This is a genomic window from Methylobacterium sp. J-118, assembly GCF_057836565.1.
Window position 1 is genome coordinate 617225 of sequence record NZ_JBYQFA010000001.1, and the last position, 19645, is coordinate 636869.

Annotated in this window: 18 protein-coding genes; 12 read left to right on the forward strand and 6 right to left on the reverse strand. The window is 68.9% G+C overall.

Annotation, left to right across the window (positions count from 1 at the left end; translation table 11 throughout):
• Positions 1 to 36 precede the first annotated feature (36 nt).
• Together AC3IF3_RS02915 and AC3IF3_RS02920 are read left to right on the forward strand one after the other, a co-directional pair.
• Complete coding sequence (locus AC3IF3_RS02915) at positions 37 to 315, forward strand: BrnT family toxin (RefSeq protein WP_243973458.1); 279 nt, start codon at positions 37 to 39, stop codon at positions 313 to 315.
• Positions 316 to 355: 40 nt separating this feature from the next.
• Positions 356 to 586 (forward strand): BrnA antitoxin family protein, encoded by a 231-nt coding sequence (locus tag AC3IF3_RS02920; protein ID WP_243973457.1) that lies wholly within the window; start codon positions 356 to 358, stop codon positions 584 to 586.
• A gap of 7 nt (positions 587 to 593) precedes the next feature.
• Here the strand turns inward: AC3IF3_RS02920 and AC3IF3_RS02925 are convergent, their stop codons facing one another.
• Complete coding sequence (locus AC3IF3_RS02925; RefSeq protein WP_243973456.1) at positions 594 to 1055, reverse strand: GatB/YqeY domain-containing protein; 462 nt, start codon at positions 1053 to 1055, stop codon at positions 594 to 596.
• A gap of 207 nt (positions 1056 to 1262) precedes the next feature.
• Here AC3IF3_RS02925 and carA point away from each other — a divergent pair, with 207 nt between their 5' ends.
• Both carA and AC3IF3_RS02935 read left to right on the forward strand, forming a co-directional pair.
• Positions 1263 to 2495 carry a glutamine-hydrolyzing carbamoyl-phosphate synthase small subunit gene (gene carA, locus AC3IF3_RS02930; protein ID WP_489227194.1) on the forward strand — a complete coding sequence of 411 codons (1233 nt, stop codon included), beginning with the start codon at positions 1263 to 1265 and terminating at the stop codon, positions 2493 to 2495.
• A 138-nt stretch (positions 2496 to 2633) separates the two neighbouring features.
• Positions 2634 to 3011, forward strand: coding sequence for a hypothetical protein (locus AC3IF3_RS02935; protein WP_243973454.1), 378 nt, complete (start codon positions 2634 to 2636; stop codon positions 3009 to 3011).
• A gap of 31 nt (positions 3012 to 3042) precedes the next feature.
• On the opposite strand, the gene AC3IF3_RS02940 is transcribed toward AC3IF3_RS02935, so the two are convergent.
• Positions 3043 to 3477 (reverse strand): pseudoazurin, encoded by a 435-nt coding sequence (locus AC3IF3_RS02940; protein ID WP_489227196.1) that lies wholly within the window; start codon positions 3475 to 3477, stop codon positions 3043 to 3045.
• 305 nt (positions 3478 to 3782) lie between these two features.
• On the opposite strand from AC3IF3_RS02940, the gene carB reads away from it, so the two are divergent.
• From carB to AC3IF3_RS02970, 6 genes are all read left to right on the forward strand, one after another.
• Positions 3783 to 7256, forward strand: coding sequence for a carbamoyl-phosphate synthase large subunit (carB, locus tag AC3IF3_RS02945; protein ID WP_489227198.1), 3474 nt, complete (start codon positions 3783 to 3785; stop codon positions 7254 to 7256).
• Positions 7257 to 7346: 90 nt separating this feature from the next.
• The gene (gene greA, locus AC3IF3_RS02950; RefSeq protein ID WP_243973596.1) at positions 7347 to 7823 is read left to right on the forward strand and encodes a transcription elongation factor GreA; all 477 of its coding nucleotides are present in this window, start codon (positions 7347 to 7349) and stop codon (positions 7821 to 7823) included.
• Positions 7824 to 7827: 4 nt separating this feature from the next.
• Positions 7828 to 8328: a hypothetical protein gene (locus AC3IF3_RS02955; RefSeq protein WP_489227200.1), complete on the forward strand. Its 501-nt coding sequence runs from the start codon at positions 7828 to 7830 to the stop codon at positions 8326 to 8328.
• A 279-nt stretch (positions 8329 to 8607) separates the two neighbouring features.
• Positions 8608 to 9657 (forward strand): mitochondrial fission ELM1 family protein, encoded by a 1050-nt coding sequence (locus AC3IF3_RS02960; RefSeq protein ID WP_489227202.1) that lies wholly within the window; start codon positions 8608 to 8610, stop codon positions 9655 to 9657.
• Between the two features lie 14 nt (positions 9658 to 9671).
• Positions 9672 to 10652, forward strand: a complete 981-nt coding sequence (trxB, locus tag AC3IF3_RS02965; protein WP_489227204.1) for a thioredoxin-disulfide reductase — start codon at positions 9672 to 9674, stop codon at positions 10650 to 10652.
• A 257-nt stretch (positions 10653 to 10909) separates the two neighbouring features.
• Entirely contained in the window at positions 10910 to 11800 is an 891-nt protein-coding gene (locus AC3IF3_RS02970; protein ID WP_010681976.1) for a LysR family transcriptional regulator, read from the forward strand.
• Between the two features lie 16 nt (positions 11801 to 11816).
• On the opposite strand, the gene msrP is transcribed toward AC3IF3_RS02970, so the two are convergent.
• The 4 genes from msrP to AC3IF3_RS02990 all read right to left on the reverse strand — a co-directional run bounded on the left by msrP (position 11817) and on the right by AC3IF3_RS02990 (position 17057).
• The gene (gene msrP / locus AC3IF3_RS02975) at positions 11817 to 12770 is read right to left on the reverse strand and encodes a protein-methionine-sulfoxide reductase catalytic subunit MsrP (protein WP_489227206.1); all 954 of its coding nucleotides are present in this window, start codon (positions 12768 to 12770) and stop codon (positions 11817 to 11819) included.
• Between the two features lie 141 nt (positions 12771 to 12911).
• Positions 12912 to 14675: an AMP-binding protein gene (locus AC3IF3_RS02980; RefSeq protein ID WP_489227208.1), complete on the reverse strand. Its 1764-nt coding sequence runs from the start codon at positions 14673 to 14675 to the stop codon at positions 12912 to 12914.
• 99 nt (positions 14676 to 14774) lie between these two features.
• Complete coding sequence (locus AC3IF3_RS02985; RefSeq protein ID WP_489227210.1) at positions 14775 to 15497, reverse strand: hypothetical protein; 723 nt, start codon at positions 15495 to 15497, stop codon at positions 14775 to 14777.
• 48 nt (positions 15498 to 15545) lie between these two features.
• Positions 15546 to 17057, reverse strand: coding sequence for a leucyl aminopeptidase (locus AC3IF3_RS02990; protein ID WP_243973445.1), 1512 nt, complete (start codon positions 17055 to 17057; stop codon positions 15546 to 15548).
• Between the two features lie 286 nt (positions 17058 to 17343).
• On the opposite strand from AC3IF3_RS02990, the gene lptF reads away from it, so the two are divergent.
• Positions 17344 to 18504, forward strand: coding sequence for an LPS export ABC transporter permease LptF (gene lptF, locus AC3IF3_RS02995; protein WP_243973444.1), 1161 nt, complete (start codon positions 17344 to 17346; stop codon positions 18502 to 18504).
• Positions 18505 to 18511: 7 nt separating this feature from the next.
• Positions 18512 to 19600: an LPS export ABC transporter permease LptG gene (gene lptG, locus AC3IF3_RS03000; RefSeq protein WP_243973443.1), complete on the forward strand. Its 1089-nt coding sequence runs from the start codon at positions 18512 to 18514 to the stop codon at positions 19598 to 19600.
• The last annotated feature ends 45 nt before the right edge of the window (positions 19601 to 19645 follow it).

The following is a 19645-nucleotide window of genomic DNA, read 5'->3' on the forward strand; positions in this document are numbered from 1 at the left end:
GTTTGTATCGACACAGCCCTGATTCCGGACTATGACATGCCGGTGGTTGGCTTCGAATGGGATGAGCGCAAGCGGACGCTCAATCTCGAGAAGCACGGTATCGATTTCCGGGACGCGATCGGCGTCTTCGATCATCCCCACCTGACCGTACAGACGATCAGGAATGGCGAAGTCCGGAAGGTCAGCCTTGGTCGGCTCGCGCAGTGCGTGATCGCCGTGGTCTGGACCGATCGGGCTGGCATCATCCGGATCATCTCCGCGCGAGCGGCGAGGCGCAATGAGAGACAAGCCTACACGACGCGCTTCGGAGCGTGAGGGTGCGCGCGGATCGACCGATCTGAACAGGATCGGCTCGATGCGCGATTCGGAGATCGCGGAAGCGGTCGCGGGCGATCCCGATGCCGCGCCCCTCGACATCGACTGGTCGCGTGCCGAGGCGGTGCTGCCACCGCGCAAGGTACCGGTCTCGATCCGCCTGGATGCCGACGTACTCGCCTACTTCAAGCACGCGGGCACCGGCTATCAGAGCCGAATCAACGCGGTCCTGCGCAGCTACGTCAGGGCGCGGACGGCTCGCGAGCGCTGATCGCTCGTCAGCCCTTCGCGGCGAGCGCGTCCTTCACCAGGCCGCTCGCCTTGCCGAAATCCATCCGCCCCGCGAAGGTGCCCTTCAGGGCGCCGATCACCCGGCCCATGTCCTTCGGGCCGGCGGCGCCGGTCTCCAGGATCGCCGCCTCGACGGCCGCCTTCATCTCGGTCTCGTCCATCTGCTTGGGCAGGAAGCTCTCGATGATTCCGATCTCGGCACGCTCGTTGGCGGCGAGTTCCGGGCGGCCGCCCTGCTCGTAGACGGCGGCCGATTCGGTGCGCTGCTTGATCATCTTCTGGAGGAGCGACAGGATCTCCTCGTCGGCGATCGGATCCTTGCCGTTGCCGCGGGCCTCGATGTCCCGGTCCTTGAGGGCGGCCTGGATCATCCGCACGGTGGCGAGCTTGCCCTTGTCGCCGGCCTTCATGGCCTCCTTCATCTCGGTGGTGAAGCGGGCGCGCAGCATGTCGAGGAACCTTCCAACGGAAAAACGGCGGGCTGGCCTGCGGATTGCGGGTCTTTCGGCTCGTCGGTGTTGAGCCCTGCGGGCCGCAGGGCCACATTGACCCCATCGCGGGCCGCTCGCTAAGAGCGCCGCACACGATCATGCCGCAAGCCGAGAGCGCCGCGTTGCGGCGCCCGCCTTCGGTCGGACATAAGCGAGACTCAGCCCATGCCGCAAGACTCCGCCGCGCATGCCCCCGGGCCCCGGGCCCCCGAGCCCTGGTCGGAGCCCGTCGCCACGGCTCTGCTGGTCCTCGCCGACGGGACCGTTCTCGAAGGCTTCGGCATCGGGCAGACCGGGATCGCGGACGGCGAGGTCTGCTTCAACACGGCGATGACCGGCTACCAGGAGATCCTGACCGATCCGTCCTATGCCGGGCAGATCGTCACCTTCACCTTCCCCCATATCGGGAATGTCGGCACCAACGACGAGGATCTGGAGAGCCTCGAAGCGGCGCCGGCCTCCGGCGTGCGCGGCACGGTCATCGCCTCGGCCGTGACGAAGCCGTCGAGCTGGCGCTCGTCGTCGCATCTCGATGGCTGGCTCAAGGCCCGCGGCATCGTGGGCATCACCGGGGTCGATACGCGGGCGCTCACCGCTCGCATCCGCGACCGGGGCATGCCCAACGCCGTGATCGCCAACGATCCGGAGGGCCGGTTCGACCGGGAGGCCCTGAAGGCCCGGGCGGCGGCGCTGGCGCCGATGGAAGGGCTCGACCTCGTGCCGCCGGTGACGAGCCGCGCAGCCTCGGAATGGTCGGAGACCGTGTGGGCGCTGGGCAACGGCTACGGCACGCGCGCGCCGGGCCAGGGCCTGAAGGTCGTGGCCATCGACTACGGGGTGAAGCGCAACATCCTGCGGCTGCTGGCCGAGGCCGGCTGCGACGTCACCGTGGTGCCGGCCACCACCAGCGCAGAGGCAATCCTGGCGATGAAACCGGACGGCGTGTTCCTGTCGAATGGCCCCGGCGATCCGGCGGCGACCGGCGCCTACGCGGTGCCGGTGATCCGCAACCTGCTCGACGCGAAGGTGCCGACCTTCGGGATCTGCCTTGGGCACCAGCTCATGGGCCTCGCGCTCGGCGGCCGGACCGTGAAGATGGGCCAGGGTCACCACGGCGCGAACCATCCGGTGAAGGACAAGACCACCGGCAAGGTCGAGATCGTCTCGATGAACCACGGCTTCGCGGTCGACCCGGCGAGCCTGCCGGCGACCGCCGTGGAGACCCACGTCTCGCTGTTCGACGGATCGAATTGCGGGCTGACGCTGACCGACCGTCCGGCCTTCTCGGTGCAGCATCACCCGGAGGCCTCGCCCGGCCCGCGCGACAGCCACTACCTGTTCGAGCGCTTCGTCACGCTGATGCGCGCGGGCGAGCCCGAGACGGTGAAGCCCGCCTGACCGGATCCCGGGCGCGATCCCAATCGGGCCGCGCCCGGGCCATAAAATCCGCCGAATCCGCCGGCTTAAGAACACCCACGACGGCCAGAGAGCGGCGGCGCATCCGCGCCGGCCGGCTCCGTCGCAGGGGAATGCCGGATGACCATCGACGAGGCACGCGACGATTTCTCCCGCCTGCACCGCACCTTCACGGTCCATCTCGGTATCGCGGTCGGCCTGTCGTGGCTGACGGCCCTCTACGCCGCCGTCTACGCCCCCTGGGTGCGCAACATCCGGGCGCTGATCGACCCGACCGGCGGCCTCGACCGCGTCGAGAGCACGGTGTCGTACCTGTTCGCCCTGCCGGCCGTCCTCGCCCTCGCCTGGGTCTCCGTGTATTTCGGCCGCGAGGCCCTGCGCCGGGCGCAGACGCTCCCCAACGTCGCCCTGGAATTCGCCGCCGCCGCCGTGGTCGCCTTCGGGATCTTCTATCTCTCCATCGACCGGGCGTTGGCTGCGCTCTACGCCGGCTTCTGAGGAGGGGTGGCCTGCGCCACCCCCGGCACCGCTACCGCACCTGCTCGAACAGGGGCTCGAAGCGCTTGGCAGCGAGCTTGCCGTGCTGCACCGCCTTGGCGGTCTCCAGGTTCTCCGGCCTGTCGCCGACCTCGATCAGCCCGACCATGCCCATGATGTAGTGCGGCGAGCACTTGAAGCCGTAGAGGCCGGGCTTTTTGAAGGTCACGGTCTCCTCCTTGCCGACCACGGTCTTGAAGGTCGGCGCGCCCTCGGGCGCCATGCCCTTGATGAGTTCGGCGTTGTGTCCCTTGTCGGCCGGCACGAACCGAACCGTGTCGCCGGACTGAATCTTCACGAAGGCCGGATCGAAGACCATCATCCCGCCCGGGCCGCTGTTGAGCGTCTTGATGGAGACTTCCGTAGCGTGAGCCGCTGTCGCTGCGGCGAACGCAAGCACCGCGGCGCTGACCGTTTCCCTGATCATCGTCTATCTCGAATGGGTCTCGTTTGAATCGACGGGACCGTCGATCGGTCGACCTTTATGGATCCGGAAAAGACTCGGCAATACGGTGCGCGCGGACTCAAAGACTTGAGAATTGTTCGAGTCTGGGCTGACCAAGCGATCCGCGGGCTGCGGCGCCGGGGAACGCGCAGGCCGACCCCGGTCTTTCAAAGCGCCCGAGGCCCGTGTAAACGCGGCGCTCAACGACAATCCCGCCACGCGCGTCCGAAAGCAGGGCCGAGACCGGCCGTGCCTGATCGGATACGCATGGCCTGACAAGGCCGCAGATGCCCAAGCGCACCGACATCTCCTCGATCCTGATCATCGGTGCGGGGCCGATCATCATCGGGCAGGCCTGCGAGTTCGACTATTCCGGGACCCAGGCCTGCAAGGCGCTGCGGGAAGAGGGCTACCGGATCGTCCTGGTAAACTCGAACCCCGCGACCATCATGACCGACCCGGACATGGCGGACGCGACCTATGTCGAGCCGATCACCCCGGAGATCGTCGCCAAGATCATCGAGAAGGAGCGCCCCGACGCGATCCTGCCGACGATGGGCGGCCAGACCGCGCTGAACTGCGCGCTGTCGCTCCAGAAGATGGGCGTGCTGGCCAAGTACGGCGTCCAGATGATCGGCGCCACCGCCGAGGCCATCGACAAGGCCGAGGACCGGCACCTGTTCCGCGACGCCATGACCAAGATCGGGCTCGACACCCCGAAATCGGCGCTCGCCAACGCCTCCGCGGCCAAGAAGGCGGACCGGGAGAAGTATCTTGCCGAGATCGCCCGCATCGAGGCCGCCGACACCGATCCCGCGGCGCGCCAGGCGGCGCTGACCGCCTTCGAGAAGACCTGGGCGGTCGGTGAGACCGACCGGCGCAAGCGCTACGGCGAGCACGCCATCGGCCAGGCCCTGATGGCGCTGGCCGAGGTCGGGTTGCCGGCGATCATCCGCCCGTCCTTCACCATGGGCGGCACCGGCGGCGGCATCGCCTACAACCGTGAGGAATTCCTCGACATCGTCGAGCGTGGCATCGATGCCTCGCCGACCAACGAGGTGCTGATCGAGGAGAGCGTGCTCGGCTGGAAGGAGTACGAGATGGAGGTCGTCCGGGATCGGAACGACAACTGCATCATCGTCTGCTCCATCGAGAACATCGATCCGATGGGTGTGCATACCGGTGATTCGATCACCGTGGCGCCCGCGTTGACGCTCACCGACAAGGAATACCAGGTGATGCGCGACGCCTCCCTGGCGGTGCTGCGCGAGATCGGCGTCGAGACCGGCGGCTCGAATGTGCAATTCGCGATCAACCCCGAGAACGGGCGGATGATCGTGATCGAGATGAACCCGCGCGTGTCGCGCTCCTCGGCACTCGCCTCCAAGGCCACCGGCTTCCCGATCGCCAAGGTCGCGGCCAAGCTCGCGGTCGGCTACACCCTCGACGAGATCGCCAACGACATCACCGGCGGCGCGACCCCGGCCTCGTTCGAGCCGACGATCGACTACGTGGTCACAAAGATTCCGCGTTTCGCCTTCGAAAAGTTCCCGGGCGCCGAACCGACGCTGACCACCGCCATGAAGTCGGTGGGCGAGGCCATGGCGATCGGCCGCTGCTTCGCGGAATCCCTCCAGAAGGCCCTGCGCTCCCTGGAGACGGGGCTGACCGGCTTGGACGACATCGAAATCGAGGGCCTCGGCAAGGGCGACGACCACAACGCAATCAAGGCGGCCATCGGCACGCCGACCCCGGACCGGCTCCTGAAGGTCGCGCAGGCCCTGCGGCTGGGCGTCAGCCACGAGCAGGTCTACGCCTCCTGCAAGATCGACCCGTGGTTCCTGGAGCAGCTCCAGGCGATCATCGACCTCGAGAACCGGGTCAAGGCCCACGGCCTGCCGACGACGCCCGGCGCCTTCCGCCAGCTCAAGGCGGCCGGCTTCTCGGACGCCCGCCTCGCCGTGCTCGCCCGCACCGACGACGCCGCGGTCAGCGCCGCCCGCCGGGCGCTCGCGGTGCGGCCGGTCTTCAAGCGGATCGACACCTGCGCGGCCGAATTTAAGTCGCCCACCGCCTACATGTACTCGACCTACGTGGCGCCCTTCGCCGGCACGGTGGTGGACGAGGCGCAGCCGACCGGGGCCAACAAGATCATCATCCTGGGCGGCGGCCCGAACCGGATCGGCCAGGGCATCGAGTTCGACTATTGCTGCTGCCACGCCTGCTACGCGCTGTCGGAGGCCGGCTACGAGACCATCATGGTCAATTGTAATCCGGAGACGGTCTCGACCGACTACGACACATCGGACCGGCTCTACTTCGAGCCGCTGACCGCTGAGGACGTGCTGGAGATCATCGAGACCGAGCGGCAGGCCGGCACCCTGCACGGCGTCATCGTACAGTTCGGCGGCCAGACCCCGCTGAAGCTCGCCCGGGCGCTCGAGGCCGCCGGCGTGCCGATCCTCGGCACCTCGCCGGACGCCATCGACCTCGCCGAGGACCGCGACCAGTTCAAGCGGCTCCTCGACAAGCTGGGGATGAAGCAGCCCAAGAACGGCATCGCCTATTCGGTGGAGCAGGGACGCCTGGTCGCCGCCGATCTCGGCCTGCCCTTCGTGGTTCGCCCGAGCTACGTGCTCGGTGGCCGCGCCATGGCGATCATCCGCGACGAGACCCAATTCGCCGACTATCTGCTCGACACCCTGCCGAGCCTGATCCCCTCGGAGGTCAAGGCCCGCTACCCGAACGACAAGACCGGGCAGATCAACACGGTTCTGGGCAAGAACCCGCTCCTGTTCGACCGCTACCTCTCGGACGCCGTGGAGGTCGATGTCGACGCGGTCTGCGATGGCAAGGACGTGTTCATCGCCGGCATCATGGAGCACATCGAGGAGGCCGGCATCCATTCCGGCGACTCGGCCTGCACCCTGCCGCCGCGCTCGCTCTCTCCCGAGATCATGGCCGAGCTGGAACGGCAGACCAAGGCCATGGCGCTGGCGCTCAACGTCGTCGGCCTGATGAACGTGCAATACGCCATCAAGGACGGGGCCATCTACGTCCTGGAGGTGAACCCCCGGGCCTCGCGCACGGTCCCGTTCGTCGCCAAGGTGATCGGTGAGCCGATCGCCAAGATCGCCGCCCGGGTCATGGCGGGGGAGCCGCTGGCCACCTTCGGCCTGAAGCCGAAGACCCTGCCGCACATCGCCGTGAAGGAGGCCGTGTTCCCCTTCGCACGGTTCCCGGGCGTCGACGTGCTGCTCGGGCCGGAGATGCGCTCCACCGGCGAGGTGATCGGTCTGGACACGAGCTTCGGGGTCGCCTTCGCGAAGAGCCAGCTCGGCTCGGGCACGCAGGTGCCCAAGGCCGGCGCTGTGTTCGTGTCGGTACGCGACGCCGACAAGGTCCGCATCCTGCCGACCATGAAGCTCCTGTCCGATCTCGGCTTCTCAATCCTGGCGACCGGCGGCACGCAGCGCTTCCTCGTGGAGAACGGCGTCCCGGCCGAGCGGATCAACAAGGTCCTCGAAGGGCGGCCGCACGTGGTCGACGCCATCAAGAACGGCGGCATCCAGCTCGTCCTGAACACCACCGAGGGGGCAGGCGCACTCTCGGATTCGCGGTCGCTCCGGCGCGCCGCCCTCTTGCATAAGGTGCCGTATTACACCACTCTAGCCGGCGCGATGGCTGCGGCCGAGGGGATCAAGGCCTATCTAGAAGGCGATCTCAAGGTCCGCGCGTTGCAGGAATACTTTGCGGCCTGAGCCTCAGGGTTCCGCTGACTTAATCTCGTGGCCCGGAGGGAGTGCTACACTCTCGGCCGGGCCTCTTCATTGTGGCGCGAGACGATGACGATAGACAAGGTTCCGATCACGGTGCGTGGTTTCGCAGCCCTCGAAGAGGAGCTGAAACACCGCCAGCAGGTGGAGCGCCAGCGCATCGTGGCGGCCATCGCTGAGGCCCGCGCGCACGGAGACCTGTCGGAAAACGCCGAATATCACGCCGCCAAGGAAGCTCAGTCCCACAACGAGGGGCGCGTCATCGAGCTGGAGAGCATGATCGCGCGTGCCGAGATCATCGACGTGGCGAAGCTGTCCGGCGACAAGATCAAGTTCGGCGCCACCGTGAAGCTCGTGGACGAGGATACGGAGGAGGAGAAGACCTACCAGATCGTCGGAGAGCCCGAGGCCGACGTGCATGCGGGGCGCGTCTCGATCACCTCGCCGATCGCCCGGGCGCTGATCGGCAAGGGCGTCGGGGACACTGTCGAAGTCACGACGCCGGGCGGAGGCAAGTCCTACGAGGTCGTGGCTGTCCGGTTCGGCGGCTGAGCGCATGCGCCCGCGTTTTCGGGGCCGGCTCGCCGGGTTGATCGTCCTCGCCGCCGCGGGCTCCGCGGCGGCGGATGATTTTCCGGCGACCGCCCGGTTTTCCGATATCCGCGTCGACGTGCGACCCTTGCGCGACAAGGGCGCGGGTCTGCAGGCGGAGGCGTTGGCCACCGACCTGACCGAGGCCCTGCGCAGGACGTTCGCGGATCGGATCGGGGGGCGAGGACCGCGCCTCGTCGTGGTAGTGAGCGGCCTGTCGCTGCGGCCCTATGTCGGCAGCGGCGCCCGTCATGGCTCGGGTGGCAACTTCCAGACCGATTACCTGGAAGGCGAGGCGTTGCTCATCGGGCAGACGGGGCAGATCCTCGGGCGACACCCGCAGATGACCGCGACGCCGTCGAGCTACGGCGGCGCGTGGTACGATCCGCAATTCGAGGGGCGTCGGCTGGCAGCGATCGCCGACATCTTTGCCCAGTGGCTCGCGCGGGATCTCCCGCGGGATTAGGTGTGCTTTGCCGACAGACGTTGCCAAGGCAGGCGAGATGCGGCGATGCGGGATGTCTTCAGGTGAAGTTCGCCATTCCACCACCTCATCCTGGGGTGCCGGAGCGCAGCGGAGGCCTCCAGCTGGCCGCGCGATTTGTGCAGCCCTCCTTCGTGGCCCGCTGACGCGGTCACGTCAGGATGAGGGGAAGGGATGGGATCGAGGGGCCGATCTCGGAATGCGGTGCGCCGGCGGTCGGGCTTGGCACCGGAGCAGAAGCGGGTTTCCTGAGCGAGGGGCATGGCAAGCATCGACGTGACGGAGGCGAAATCCGCCCTGCGCAACCGGCCGGAGGCGCGATCCGAACTCCTGCCCGAGCTCGCGCGCGCCCGCGCCTGGATCGTCACGGACGGCAAGGCCGGCGACGAGAACCAGTGCGTCGGGATCGCCGAGACGCTGGGCCTCGACTTCGAGATCCGGCAGGTCCCCGCGTCCGGGCCGTTCGGCTGGATGGCGCCCTGGGGGCCCATCGACCCGCGGGAGGGACCCCGTCGCCGCGCCGGCGCTTTGGCGGGGCCCTATCCCGACCTCTTGATCGCCTCCGGGCGCCGGGCCGTGCCCTATCTCCGGGCGGTTCGGAACGCCACCGGCGGCCGCACCTTCACGGCCTTCCTCAAGGACCCGCGCACGGGCGAGGACAGCGCCGATTTCATTTGGGTTCCGGATTACGACGACCTGCGCGGTCCCAACGTCTTCACGACGCTCACAGCCCCGCATCTCGTCACCGCGGCGCGCCTGGCCGCGGCCCGCGCCCGCCCCGATCCGCGGCTCGCGCGCCTCGACGGGCCGCGGGTGGCGGTCCTGGTCGGCGGCGACAGCCGGCATCTGAGCTACCGCAAGACCGACATGATCCGCCTCGTGGAGGATCTGCACGGGCTGGTGGCGCAGGGCTGCCGTCTCATGGTGACGATCTCCCGCCGCACCCCGGACCCGCTCCGGAACGCCGTGAAGGCCCTCGCCGCCGACACGGGCGGGTTCCTCTGGGACGGGACCGGGGACAACCCCTACGTCGCCATGCTGGCGTTGGCCGAGGCGATCGTGGTCACCTCGGACTCCGCCAACATGGTGAGCGAGGCGGTGGCGACCGGTGCGCCGGTCCTGCTCTTCGACCTGCCGCGCACCTATATCCGCCATCGGCGGATGTTCGCCGGTCTGGCCATCGCCGGAGCGCTGCGGCCGTTCACCGGTCAGTTGGTGGACCTGACGTACAAGCCCATCGACGCGACGCCGGTGATCGCGCAGGCGCTGGCCGATGCCTATGCCGCACGCCGCACGGCCGATCGCGCCTGAGGAGACCGAGAGAGATGGCCCACACGCATGCCAAGCTGGTGATCGTCGGCTCGGGTCCGGCCGGTTACACGGCGGCGATCTATGCAGCCCGCGCCATGGTCGAGCCGCTGCTGATCTCGGGTTTCCAGCCGGGCGGCCAGCTCATGATCACCACCGATGTGGAGAACTACCCGGGCTTCGCCGAGGCGATCCAGGGGCCCTGGCTGATGGAGCAGATGCGGCTACAGGCCGAGCACGTCGGCACCCGCATCGTGTCGGAGTACATCACGAAGGTCGATCTCGAGCAGCGGCCGTTCCGGCTGGAGGCCGATTCGGGCGAGACCTATTCCTGCGACGCGCTGATCATCGCCACGGGTGCCCAGGCCAAATGGCTCGGGATCCCCTCCGAGGCGACGTTTCAGGGCGGCGGCGTCTCGGCCTGCGCCACCTGCGACGGATTCTTCTTCCGCGGCAAGGAGGTGGTGGTGGTCGGCGGCGGCAACACCGCGGTCGAGGAGGCGCTCTACCTCGCCAACATCGCCAGCAAAGTGACCGTGGTCCACCGCCGCGATTCGTTCCGGGCCGAACGGATCCTGCAGGAACGCCTGTTCAAGCATCCGAACGTCACCGTGCTGTGGCACCGGGAGATCGCCGAGATCTGCGGCGTGCAGAAGCCGGCGCCGAGCGTCACCCATGTCCGTCTTCAGGACCCGCGCACGGGTGCGATCGACGAGGTGAAGGCCGACGGCGTGTTCGTGGCGATCGGACACCAGCCGGCGACCGCGATCTTCGAGGGGCAACTGCCGATGCGCCACGGCGGCTACCTCACCGTGAAGCCCGGCACCACGGAGACCGAGATTCCGGGTGTGTTCGCCGCGGGGGACGTCACGGACGACGTCTACCGTCAGGCGATCACCGCCGCCGGCATGGGCTGCATGGCTGCACTCGAAGCGGAGAAGTTTTTGGCCAATCTGGAGATCGGCGAGGATCCGATCCGGGCAGCCGCGGCTGAGTAGAATCCCGCCGGCGGAGTGCGACCGGTACCGGTGCACCGGTATTTTCACAAATCCCCAGCCGGCGCTTGCGCGCGACCATGCACCGTGTGCATAGGAGTGCCGACTGCGCCGGGATGCTGCGCTTGCATGCCCACGCGGTGACGCGCGCGGATGTCCGCGTTCGACGCCGTGCCGGTCGCCCGGTGAACCGCCCGATGCGCCGCGTGCCGGACTGGCCGGGATGCGGCCCCGGGCACGCGCTGGTAGGGGTTCAGGCCTTGGATTGGGATAAGATCCGGATCTTCCTCAACGTCGCGGAGGCCGGCAGCTTCACGAAGGCGGGCGACGACATCGGCCTCAGCCAGTCGGCGGTGAGCCGTCAGATCAGTGCCCTCGAACGTGAGCTCAAGGCGCCGCTGTTCCACCGCCATGCGCGGGGTCTGCTGCTGACCGAACAGGGCGACCTGCTGTTCCGGGCGGCGCGGGACATGAAGCTGCGCCTGGAAAACACCCGCGCGCGGCTCGTGGAAACTTCGGAGCGGCCGACCGGTGACCTCAAGGTCACCACGACGGTCGGGCTCGGAACGTCCTGGCTGTCGCAGCGCGTGGGCGAGTTCCTCGACCTCTACCCGGACGTGCGCATCGAGCTGATCCTCACCAACGAGGAACTCGATCTCGCCATGCGCGAGGCCGACGTGGCGATCCGCATGCGCCGCCCGGCCCAGCCGGACCTGATCCAACGCCGGTTATTCACGGTGCATTACCATGCGTTCGCGAGCCAGGATTACGTCAAGCGCTTCGGCGAACCCAAGACGATCGAGGACCTCGACGACCATCGCCTCGTGTCGTTCGGCGGCAACGAGCCGTCATACCTGCTCGCCGCCCATTGGCTGGCCGATGCCGGGCGCGACGGCCGCGAGCGGCGCCACGTCCACCTGACGGTGAACAATATCGGCGCCCTCCAGCGCGCCATGGAGGCGGGCGCCGGAATCGGGATCCTGCCCGACTACGCCGTGGATGGGGACCAGCAGCTCGTGCAGGTCCTGCGCGAGACCGAAATGCCGAGCCTGGAGAGCTACCTCGTCTACGCCGAGGAGATGCGCTCCGTCGCCCGGGTCCAGGCGTTCCGTGACTTCCTGGTCTCGAAGGCCCAGCGCTGGACCTACTGAGCGGCGCAGGGGCGGCTCAGACGAACAGCCGCTCGCCCTCCAGGCCCTTGTACAGCCCCGCGACCTGATCGCCGTAGCCGTTGTAGATCAGGGTCGGCACGCGCTGGTCGGTCCCGAGCACCCGCTCGCTCGCCTGGCTCCAGCGGGGATGCGGCACCGCCGGGTTCACGTTGGCCCAGAAGCCGTACTCCGAGGCCTGCAGGCCCTCCCAGAAGGTCTTGGGCCGGTCGGCGGTGAACGAGATCTTCACCAGCGACTTCGCGGATTTGAAGCCGTATTTCCACGGCACGGCGACCCGGATCGGAGCGCCGAACTGGTTCGGCAGCGGCTTGCCGTAGATGCCGGTCACCACGAAGGCGAGATCGTTGCCGGCCTCCGCCAGGGTCAGTCCCTCGGTGTACGGCCAGGGATAGAAGAACGCCCGCTGGCCCGGGGCCATGGCCTTGTCCATGAAGGTCTCGAACCGGATGTACTTCGCCCCGGAAGTCGGCTTGGCGAGGGCCACCAGCTTCGCGAGCGGGAAGCCGGTCCAGGGCACCGCCATCGACCATGCCTCGACACAGCGGTGGCGATAGAGCCGTTCCTCCAGGCCGACCTTCCGGATTAGGTCGTCGACGCCGATCTCGAACGGCTTCTCGACGAGACCGTCGATCTTCAGGGACCAGGGCTGGGTCTTGAGCGCATTCGCGGCCGGGAGCACGGTCTTGGATGTGCCGAACTCGTAGAAATTGTTGTAGTCGGCGCTGAATCGTTCGGGCGTGACCGGTCGATCGAGGGTGTAGGCCGGGTTCTGCTGAGCCGGGTAGAGCGGCTGATCGCCCCCCGCCGCCCATGCGGCGCGACTGCCGAGCAGCGAACCGGCGGCCAGACCGGCCGCGCCGCCGATCAGCGTGCGGCGGTTCAGGAACACGGATTCGGGCGTGGCGAGGTGCTCGGAAATCTCCCATCCGCGCCTGGTCTTGATCAGCATGGTCGCCTCCTCGCATCCTCGGCGCGAACAGCCCACAGATCGGCCCGGGCCGACAGGGGCGCAAGCGCCGCAGTCTCACCTTTCGGCGAGCGGGGTCGGGCAGTTACCTGCGTCGGGCCGCGTCCGGCGGTCGCGGGCCCGTCAGGCCTCCGGGGTCCCGTCGCGCAGCACCCGGCGCAGCACCTTCCCGACATTGGTCTTGGGCAGCGTGTCGTGGAGCACGACCCGGCGGGGCACCTTGTAGCCGGTGAGCTGCGTGCGCGCGTAGGCACGCAGGGCCTCGGGCGCGACGGTTGGATCCTTCAGGACGACGTGGGCCACGACCATCTCGCCGGTCTCCTCGCTCGGCGCTCCGACGACGGCGCATTCGAGCACGTTGGGATGGGCGGCGAGCACCTCCTCCACCTCGTTCGGGTAGACGTTGAACCCGGAGACGAGGATCATGTCCTTCATCCGGTCGACGATCTTGAACTGGCCGTCCGGGAGCATCACGGCGACGTCGCCGGTGCGGAAGAAGCCGTCCGCCGTCAGGGCGCGCGCGGTCTCCTCCGGGCGGTTCCAGTAGCCGCGCATCACCTGCGGACCGCGCACGCAGATCTCCCCCGGCTGCCCGGGCGGGACCGCCCGGCCGGCCGCGTCGCGGATCGAGACCTCGGTCGACGGCAGCGGGAAACCGATGGTGCCGGAGAAGTCGCGCATCCCGCGCGGATTCACGCAGACGACCGGGGAGGTCTCCGAAAGGCCGTAGCCCTCGATGATCGTGTTGCCGGTCAGCGCTTTCCAGCGCTCGGCCACCGCCCGCTGGACCGCGGTGCCGCCGCCGACTACGAAGTCGAGCTTCGAGAAGTCCACCGTCCCGATCTTCGGGTGGTTGATCAGCACGTTGAACAGCGTGTTCACGCCCATGAGGTGGGTGAAGCGCGTTTGGCTCAGCGTCTTGACCATGCCGTCGCAATCCCGCGGGTTGGGGATGAGCAGGCACGATCCGCCGCTGCGCATGAACTGGAAGAAGCACGCGGTGAGCGCGAAGATGTGGTAGAGCGGCAGCGCCGTGACGCAGCAGCGCGGGACGCTCGGATCCTTCGAGTCGAACCAGAGCTGCGACTGCTCGACATTCGCCATGATGTTGCGGTGGCTCAGCATCGCCGCCTTCGCGATGCCGGTCGTGCCGCCGGTATATTGCAGGAAGGCGAGATCCTCCGAACCGACCGAGGCCGCGGCCGCGGCCCGGGGCAGTCCCCGCGCGCGCCGCAGAACGGTGGCGAACGGGACCGCGAGACCCTCCGGCAGCCGGAACGGCGGCACCGCCTTGCGCACGTGCCGGCTGGCGAGATTGACGACGTGGCCCTTCACGCCGAGGCCGTCGCCGGGCCCGACGAGGACGACCCGGTCGAGGGCGAGGTCCGACAGGGTGGCGGCGACCGTGGCGCCGAAATTCTCCAGCACGATCAGGATCCGCGCCCCGGAATCCGCGATCTGCTGCGTGAGCTCCCGGGGGGTGTAGAGCGGGTTGGTATTCACGACCGTGCCGCCCGCGAGCAGCACGCCGAAGATCGCCACCGCGTAGGCGGGCACGTTCGGCAGCATGATGGCGACCCGGTCGCCCTTCGACAGCCCCTCGGCCCGGAGCCAAGCCGCAAGGTCGCGGGCCTGCCGGCCCAGGGTCGCGTAGGTCAGGGTCGAACCGAAGCACAGCATCGCCGGCCGGTCGGCGAAGGCGGTCACGCTGGTCTCGAACAGGTCGACCAGGGTCCCGAGCCGCGCCGGATCGATCTCCGCCGGGACCCTGCGGGGATACGCATCGAGCCAGGGACGGTCCGGTGAGCCCGCCTCGACCGACGCGCCCGTCGTCGACCGCGACGTGGCCGCTTGAGCGCCGTGCGCGATCACGTTCGCCTCTTCCATCGCGAAGCCTCCCTCGGGCCCGACTCTCGACGGCCGAGTCCCTCAACGCAGAACGCGCCGACTCTGCGGGAACGACGGGCGCCCCGCAAGGCGCGGCGCTCAGGCGGCTGGACGAAGTCGGCGCGCTGTCGTCAGCAGGGCGTGCGGCAGCGCGGCGGCGACCAGCAGCAGTGCGGCGAGGCCGGCCTCCTCGGGCCGGAGGGCCCGGCGCGGCCAGGGGCCGAGCCCCAGAGGGCCGGAGAGACCCAGCACGATGGCACCGAACCAGAGGGTCAGGAAGGCGAGCGCCCCGACGCCGAGCCGCCTCAGCCGCGGCCGCAGCGGGCGATTCGCGGCGAATGCGGCCACGCCCGCGACGCCGCCGAACAGGGCCGCCGCCACCCCGGCCCCGAGCCCGTAGGCGAGCCACAGGGGCTGATGCGTCAGGTAGGCCATCCCACCGGTGGCGAAGCCCGCCCGCAGGATCACCCCGCCGAAGGTCGGATACAGCCCCGCCAGGGCCAGGATCACCGCGCCGGCGACACCGAACACGATGCGGCGCGCGCCGGAGGCGGGACCCGGTTCCGCCGCTACGCGGGCCAGATGCGCGAGCCCGTAGACCAGCGCGAAGGCGAAGAGCGGGTAACGCCCGGCGAAGAATCCGAAGACCCAGGGCTCGACGGTCTCCGGCATCGCCGAGCGCTGGCTGAAGCCGGTGACCGCCACCAGCACCAGCGCGGCCAGCATCGCCAGGATCGGAGCGGACGCCGCGAGCAGCGCGCCCCCCAGGCGCGCACCACCCCGACCCGGATCGGGCACGGTTCTCGGGGAGGCGGGCTTCATGCCGGGCACGCGATCCGAACGGGCAGGGCCGGGATGGCCGGGCCGATCCTACCGGGCCTCGTAATGGTCCCGGACCAGCCGGTCGAGGAGGCGCACGCCCCAGCCTGCGCCCCAGCTGCGGTTGATCTCGCTGGCATTCGACGACATCGCCACGCCGGCGATGTCGAGATGCGCCCACGGCACGTCCTCGACGTAGCGCTTGATGAACGAGGCCGCGGTGGCCGCGCCGCCATGACGCCCGCCGGTGTTCTTCATGTCGGCGAACTTCGAGTCGATCGCCTTGTCGTAGGCGGGGATCAGCGGCATCCGCCAGACCTTCTCGCCCGTCGCTTCGCCCACGGCGTGGATGTTGCCCGCCAGCGCGTCGTCGTTCGAGAACATCCCGGCGATGTCCTGGCCCAGAGCCACGATGATCGCCCCGGTGAGCGTGGCGAGATCCACCATCGCCTTCGGCTTGTAGCTGCGGACGACATGGGTGATCACGTCCGCCAGCACGAGCCGACCCTCGGCATCGGTGTTGATCACCTCGATGGTCTGGCCGGACATCGAGGTCAGGATATCGGACGGCCGATACGACCCGCCATCCGGCATGTTCTCCACGATGCCGATGGCGCCGATCACGTTGCAGCGCGCCTTGCGGGCGGCCAGCGCGTGCAGGGCGCCGACCACCGCGGCCGCCCCGCCCATGTCGCCCTTCATGTCCTCCATGCCGCCGCCGGGCTTGATCGAGACGCCGCCGGAATCGAAGATCACGCCCTTGCCGATGAAGGCCACCGGCGCCTCGCCGGCCGGCCCGCCGTTCCAGCGCATGATCACGATCCGCGGCTCCCGGACCGAGCCCTGCGCCACAGCCAGCAGCGCGCCCATGCCGAGCTCCTGCATCCGGGCCGGCTCCAGCACCTCGATCTCGACGCCGAGCTTGGTGAGTTCGGAGGCGCGCCGGGCGAATTCCTCCGGGAATAGCACGTTCGGCGGCTCGTTCACGAGGTCGCGGGCCAGGACAACGCTCTCGGCCAGAGACTTGGCACCCTCTCCCTCGCGGGTAGCGGCGCCGTGATCCGCCAGCAGCAGGGTCAGTGCCGTGCCGGCCTTATCCTCGGCATCGGGCTTCTTCTTGGTCTTGTAGCGATCGAACGTATAGACGCGCAGCCGCGCGCCCAGGGCGAACTCACCGGCCTGATGGGCGGTCACGGTCGCGCCCGGCCAGTCGAGCACCACGCGGGCCGTGCGGCCCGAGACCTTGCCGGCGGTGAAGCCGCCGAGCACCGGCCAGTCGGTCTTGGCCCGGTCCTTGTCGGAGCCGAGGCCCACCACCACGAGGCGGTCGGCCTCGATGCCCGAGGGTGCGGCCAGGACCATGGCGCTGAGGGACCGGCCCTTGAACTTCTCGGACGTGGCCGCGCGGGCGACGAGATCCGCCCCGGCGGCGCCCAGCACCTCCCGGGCTCCGGTCCCGAGGGCGAGGTCGTCGCCGACGAAAACCACGAGATCGCCGGATCCTCCCGGGCCCTGGCCGCCCCGTTCGAGGGGACCGAAACCGATCTCGATACCGTCCGCCATACCCGTCCGCCCTGCCCGATTGTCCGGAGCCGTCCATACCGCCCGCACGCCGCCGCGCGGGCCATCCGCCCTGTGTAGCCGCTGAGGCGGAGAACGCAACGCGGCTTGAGAGCCCTCGAATCGCCCCTTTTGTCGGGTCCCTGCCGCACCGGGGGCGCGTAGGGATTGGAGCGACGGGCCGGATGACGGATTCGGTGCGCCGGGCGCGTTCACTCGATACGCATCGTCTTTCGCCGGACGCCGTGGCTGCCTTGCGGGACGATGCTGGAGCGGGACTGCCGGGCCGATGAGGCAGATCGAGCGCTACATTTTCCGGATCGCCCTGGGCGCCACCCTGGCCTGCCTGGTCGGCCTGACCGGGACGATCTGGCTGACGCAGGCCCTGCGCGAACTCGATCTCGTGACCGCGAAGGGCCAGACGCTGCTGGTCTTCCTGTTCGTCACGGGATTGTCGCTGCCGACGCTGATCGTGGTGATCGCCCCGGTCGCGCTGTTCATCGGCAGTGTCTATGCCCTCAACAAGCTGAACGGCGATTCCGAGCTGATCGTGATGGCGGCGGCCGGCATGCCGCCGGGCGCGCTCCTGCGCCCGTTCCGGAGGCTGGCGGTGATCGTCAGCTTCCTGGTGGGGTTCCTGGTGGTGGTCGTCATGCCGGCGAGCTTCCAGGAGCTGCGCGACGTGATCACCCGAGTCCGCGGCGACTTCATCGCCAACGTGGTCAAGGAGGGGCAGTTCACCCAGCTCGACAACGGCATCACCTTCCACTTCCGCGAGCGCGGACCCGGTGGCACGCTGAAGGGCTTGTTCATTCAGGACCGCCGGGAAGCCGGCAAGACCAAGGTCTATCTCGCCGATCGCGGCAACGCCGTGGATATCGACGGGCAGAGCTACCTCATCCTGGAGAACGGCAGCGTCCACCAGCAGCAGAAGGACTCGCGCGACTCCTCGATCCTGACCTTCGAACGCTACACGATCGACCTCGCCGCCTTCGCGCCCCCGGATTCCGACACGATCTACAAGCCGCGCGAGCGCTCGACCACGCAGCTCCTGTTCCCCGATCAGAGCGAGGGCTACTACAAGCTGCAGAAGGGCCGCTTCCGGGCCGAACTGCACGATCGGCTGTCCGCCTGCCTCTATCCCCTTGCCCTCGCCTTCATCGCCTTCGCGGCGCTCGGAGATCCGAGGACCACCCGCCAGGGGCGCGGTCTCGCCATCGCGGGCGCGATCCTCGCCGTGGTCGGCCTGCGGATCGCCGGCTTCGCCGCGGTCAGCGCGGCCGCGCGCAGCCAGGCCGCGGTGGCGGCGATCTACGGCGTGCCGCTGCTCGCGATCGGGCTGTCCTGCCTGCTGATCTATTGCCGGCCTCGGGTGCAGGCCTTCAACGCCGCCCTGGCGCGGGGACTGCGCGGCCCCGGGTCGGGCCGCCGCCTCGCCCCGGCGGCCTGATCCCGTGATGCTGATCGGTCCGACCCTGGGGCGGTACTTCGCCGCCCGCTTCGCCCGCACGGTGCTGGGTGTCTTCGTCACCGTCTTCGCGCTGGTCTACACGCTGGACTTCGTGGAGCTGCTGCGCCGCGCCGGCGAGGCCGAGGGTGCCTCCACGGGCCTGATGGCCCAGCTGTCCCTGTACCGCACCCCCGCGGTGGCGGAGGGCGTGCTGCCCTTCGCGGTCCTGTTCGGATCCATGGCGGCGCTGCTCCAGCTCTCGCGCAAGCTGGAACTGGTCGTCGCCCGGGCCGCCGGGATCTCCGCGTGGCAGTTCCTCCAGCCCGGGATCTTCGTGGCTCTGGCCCTTGGGGCCGCCGCGGTCGGGATCTACAACCCCGTCTCGGCGCTGCTGAAGCAGCGCTCCACCGAGATCGAGGCCCGGATCTTCGCGAAGGCGACCAAGGCGAGTTCGGGCAAGGACCTCTGGATCCGCCAGAAGGGCATCGACGGCGAGGCGATCCTGCGCGCCGAGACCGCCATCGAGGGCACCACGACCCTCTCCGGTGTGTCGGTCTTCGCCTTCGACGATGCCGGCAAGTTCGTCGACCAGCTCGTGGCCGCCCGGGCCGCGCTCCACGACGGCTACTGGGAGCTCTCGGATGTGCGGGTTCTGACGCCGGACGCACCGCCCGAGTCGTTCGACACCTACCTGATCGCCTCGAATCTCGACCCCGGACAGGTGCGGCAGCGCTTCACCCCCCCGGAATCTGTGCCTTTCTGGCAACTTCCCACAACCATCGCACGGACCGAACGGGCCGGTTTGGACGCCACGCGATACCGTCTCCAGTACGATGTCCTGTGGGCAAGACCGGTCTTGTTCGTGGCCATGGTCATCGTCGCGGCAACCGTTTCCTTACGGTTCTTCCGCTTTGGTGGTGTTGGCAAACTCGTCCTCGGTGGCGTCGCGGCCGGCTTCGCCCTCTACGTGATCCGACAGGTCATGGAGGGGCTCGGCGCGTCCGGACTCGTGGCCGCACCGGTGGCGGCGTGGTTCCCCGCCGTGGTAGGCAGTCTTCTCGGTACGCTCACGCTTCTGTACCAGGAAGACGGCTGACACCCGCGATCCGTCGCGGGCAGGGAGACCGGTGGTGAGGTTGGT

Bases quoted from the DNA above. Each gene is read 5' to 3' on its own strand.
- carB (WP_489227198.1), top strand. From the start codon at position 3,783: ATGCCCAAGCGCACCGACATCTCCTCGATCCTGATCATCGGTGCGGGG.
- msrP (WP_489227206.1), bottom strand. From the start codon at position 12,770: ATGCTGATCAAGACCAGGCGCGGATGGGAGATTTCCGAGCACCTCGCC.
- AC3IF3_RS02985 (WP_489227210.1), bottom strand. From the start codon at position 15,497: ATGAAGCCCGCCTCCCCGAGAACCGTGCCCGATCCGGGTCGGGGTGGT.
- AC3IF3_RS02915 (WP_243973458.1), top strand. From the start codon at position 37: ATGCCGGTGGTTGGCTTCGAATGGGATGAGCGCAAGCGGACGCTCAAT.
- AC3IF3_RS02955 (WP_489227200.1), top strand. From the start codon at position 7,828: ATGCGCCCGCGTTTTCGGGGCCGGCTCGCCGGGTTGATCGTCCTCGCC.
- AC3IF3_RS02920 (WP_243973457.1), top strand. From the start codon at position 356: ATGCGCGATTCGGAGATCGCGGAAGCGGTCGCGGGCGATCCCGATGCC.
- AC3IF3_RS02925 (WP_243973456.1), bottom strand. From the start codon at position 1,055: ATGCTGCGCGCCCGCTTCACCACCGAGATGAAGGAGGCCATGAAGGCC.
- AC3IF3_RS02990 (WP_243973445.1), bottom strand. From the start codon at position 17,057: ATGGCGGACGGTATCGAGATCGGTTTCGGTCCCCTCGAACGGGGCGGC.
- lptF (WP_243973444.1), top strand. From the start codon at position 17,344: ATGAGGCAGATCGAGCGCTACATTTTCCGGATCGCCCTGGGCGCCACC.
- AC3IF3_RS02960 (WP_489227202.1), top strand. From the start codon at position 8,608: ATGGCAAGCATCGACGTGACGGAGGCGAAATCCGCCCTGCGCAACCGG.
- AC3IF3_RS02935 (WP_243973454.1), top strand. From the start codon at position 2,634: ATGACCATCGACGAGGCACGCGACGATTTCTCCCGCCTGCACCGCACC.
- lptG (WP_243973443.1), top strand. From the start codon at position 18,512: ATGCTGATCGGTCCGACCCTGGGGCGGTACTTCGCCGCCCGCTTCGCC.
- trxB (WP_489227204.1), top strand. From the start codon at position 9,672: ATGGCCCACACGCATGCCAAGCTGGTGATCGTCGGCTCGGGTCCGGCC.
- AC3IF3_RS02940 (WP_489227196.1), bottom strand. From the start codon at position 3,477: ATGATCAGGGAAACGGTCAGCGCCGCGGTGCTTGCGTTCGCCGCAGCG.
- AC3IF3_RS02980 (WP_489227208.1), bottom strand. From the start codon at position 14,675: ATGGAAGAGGCGAACGTGATCGCGCACGGCGCTCAAGCGGCCACGTCG.
- carA (WP_489227194.1), top strand. From the start codon at position 1,263: ATGCCGCAAGACTCCGCCGCGCATGCCCCCGGGCCCCGGGCCCCCGAG.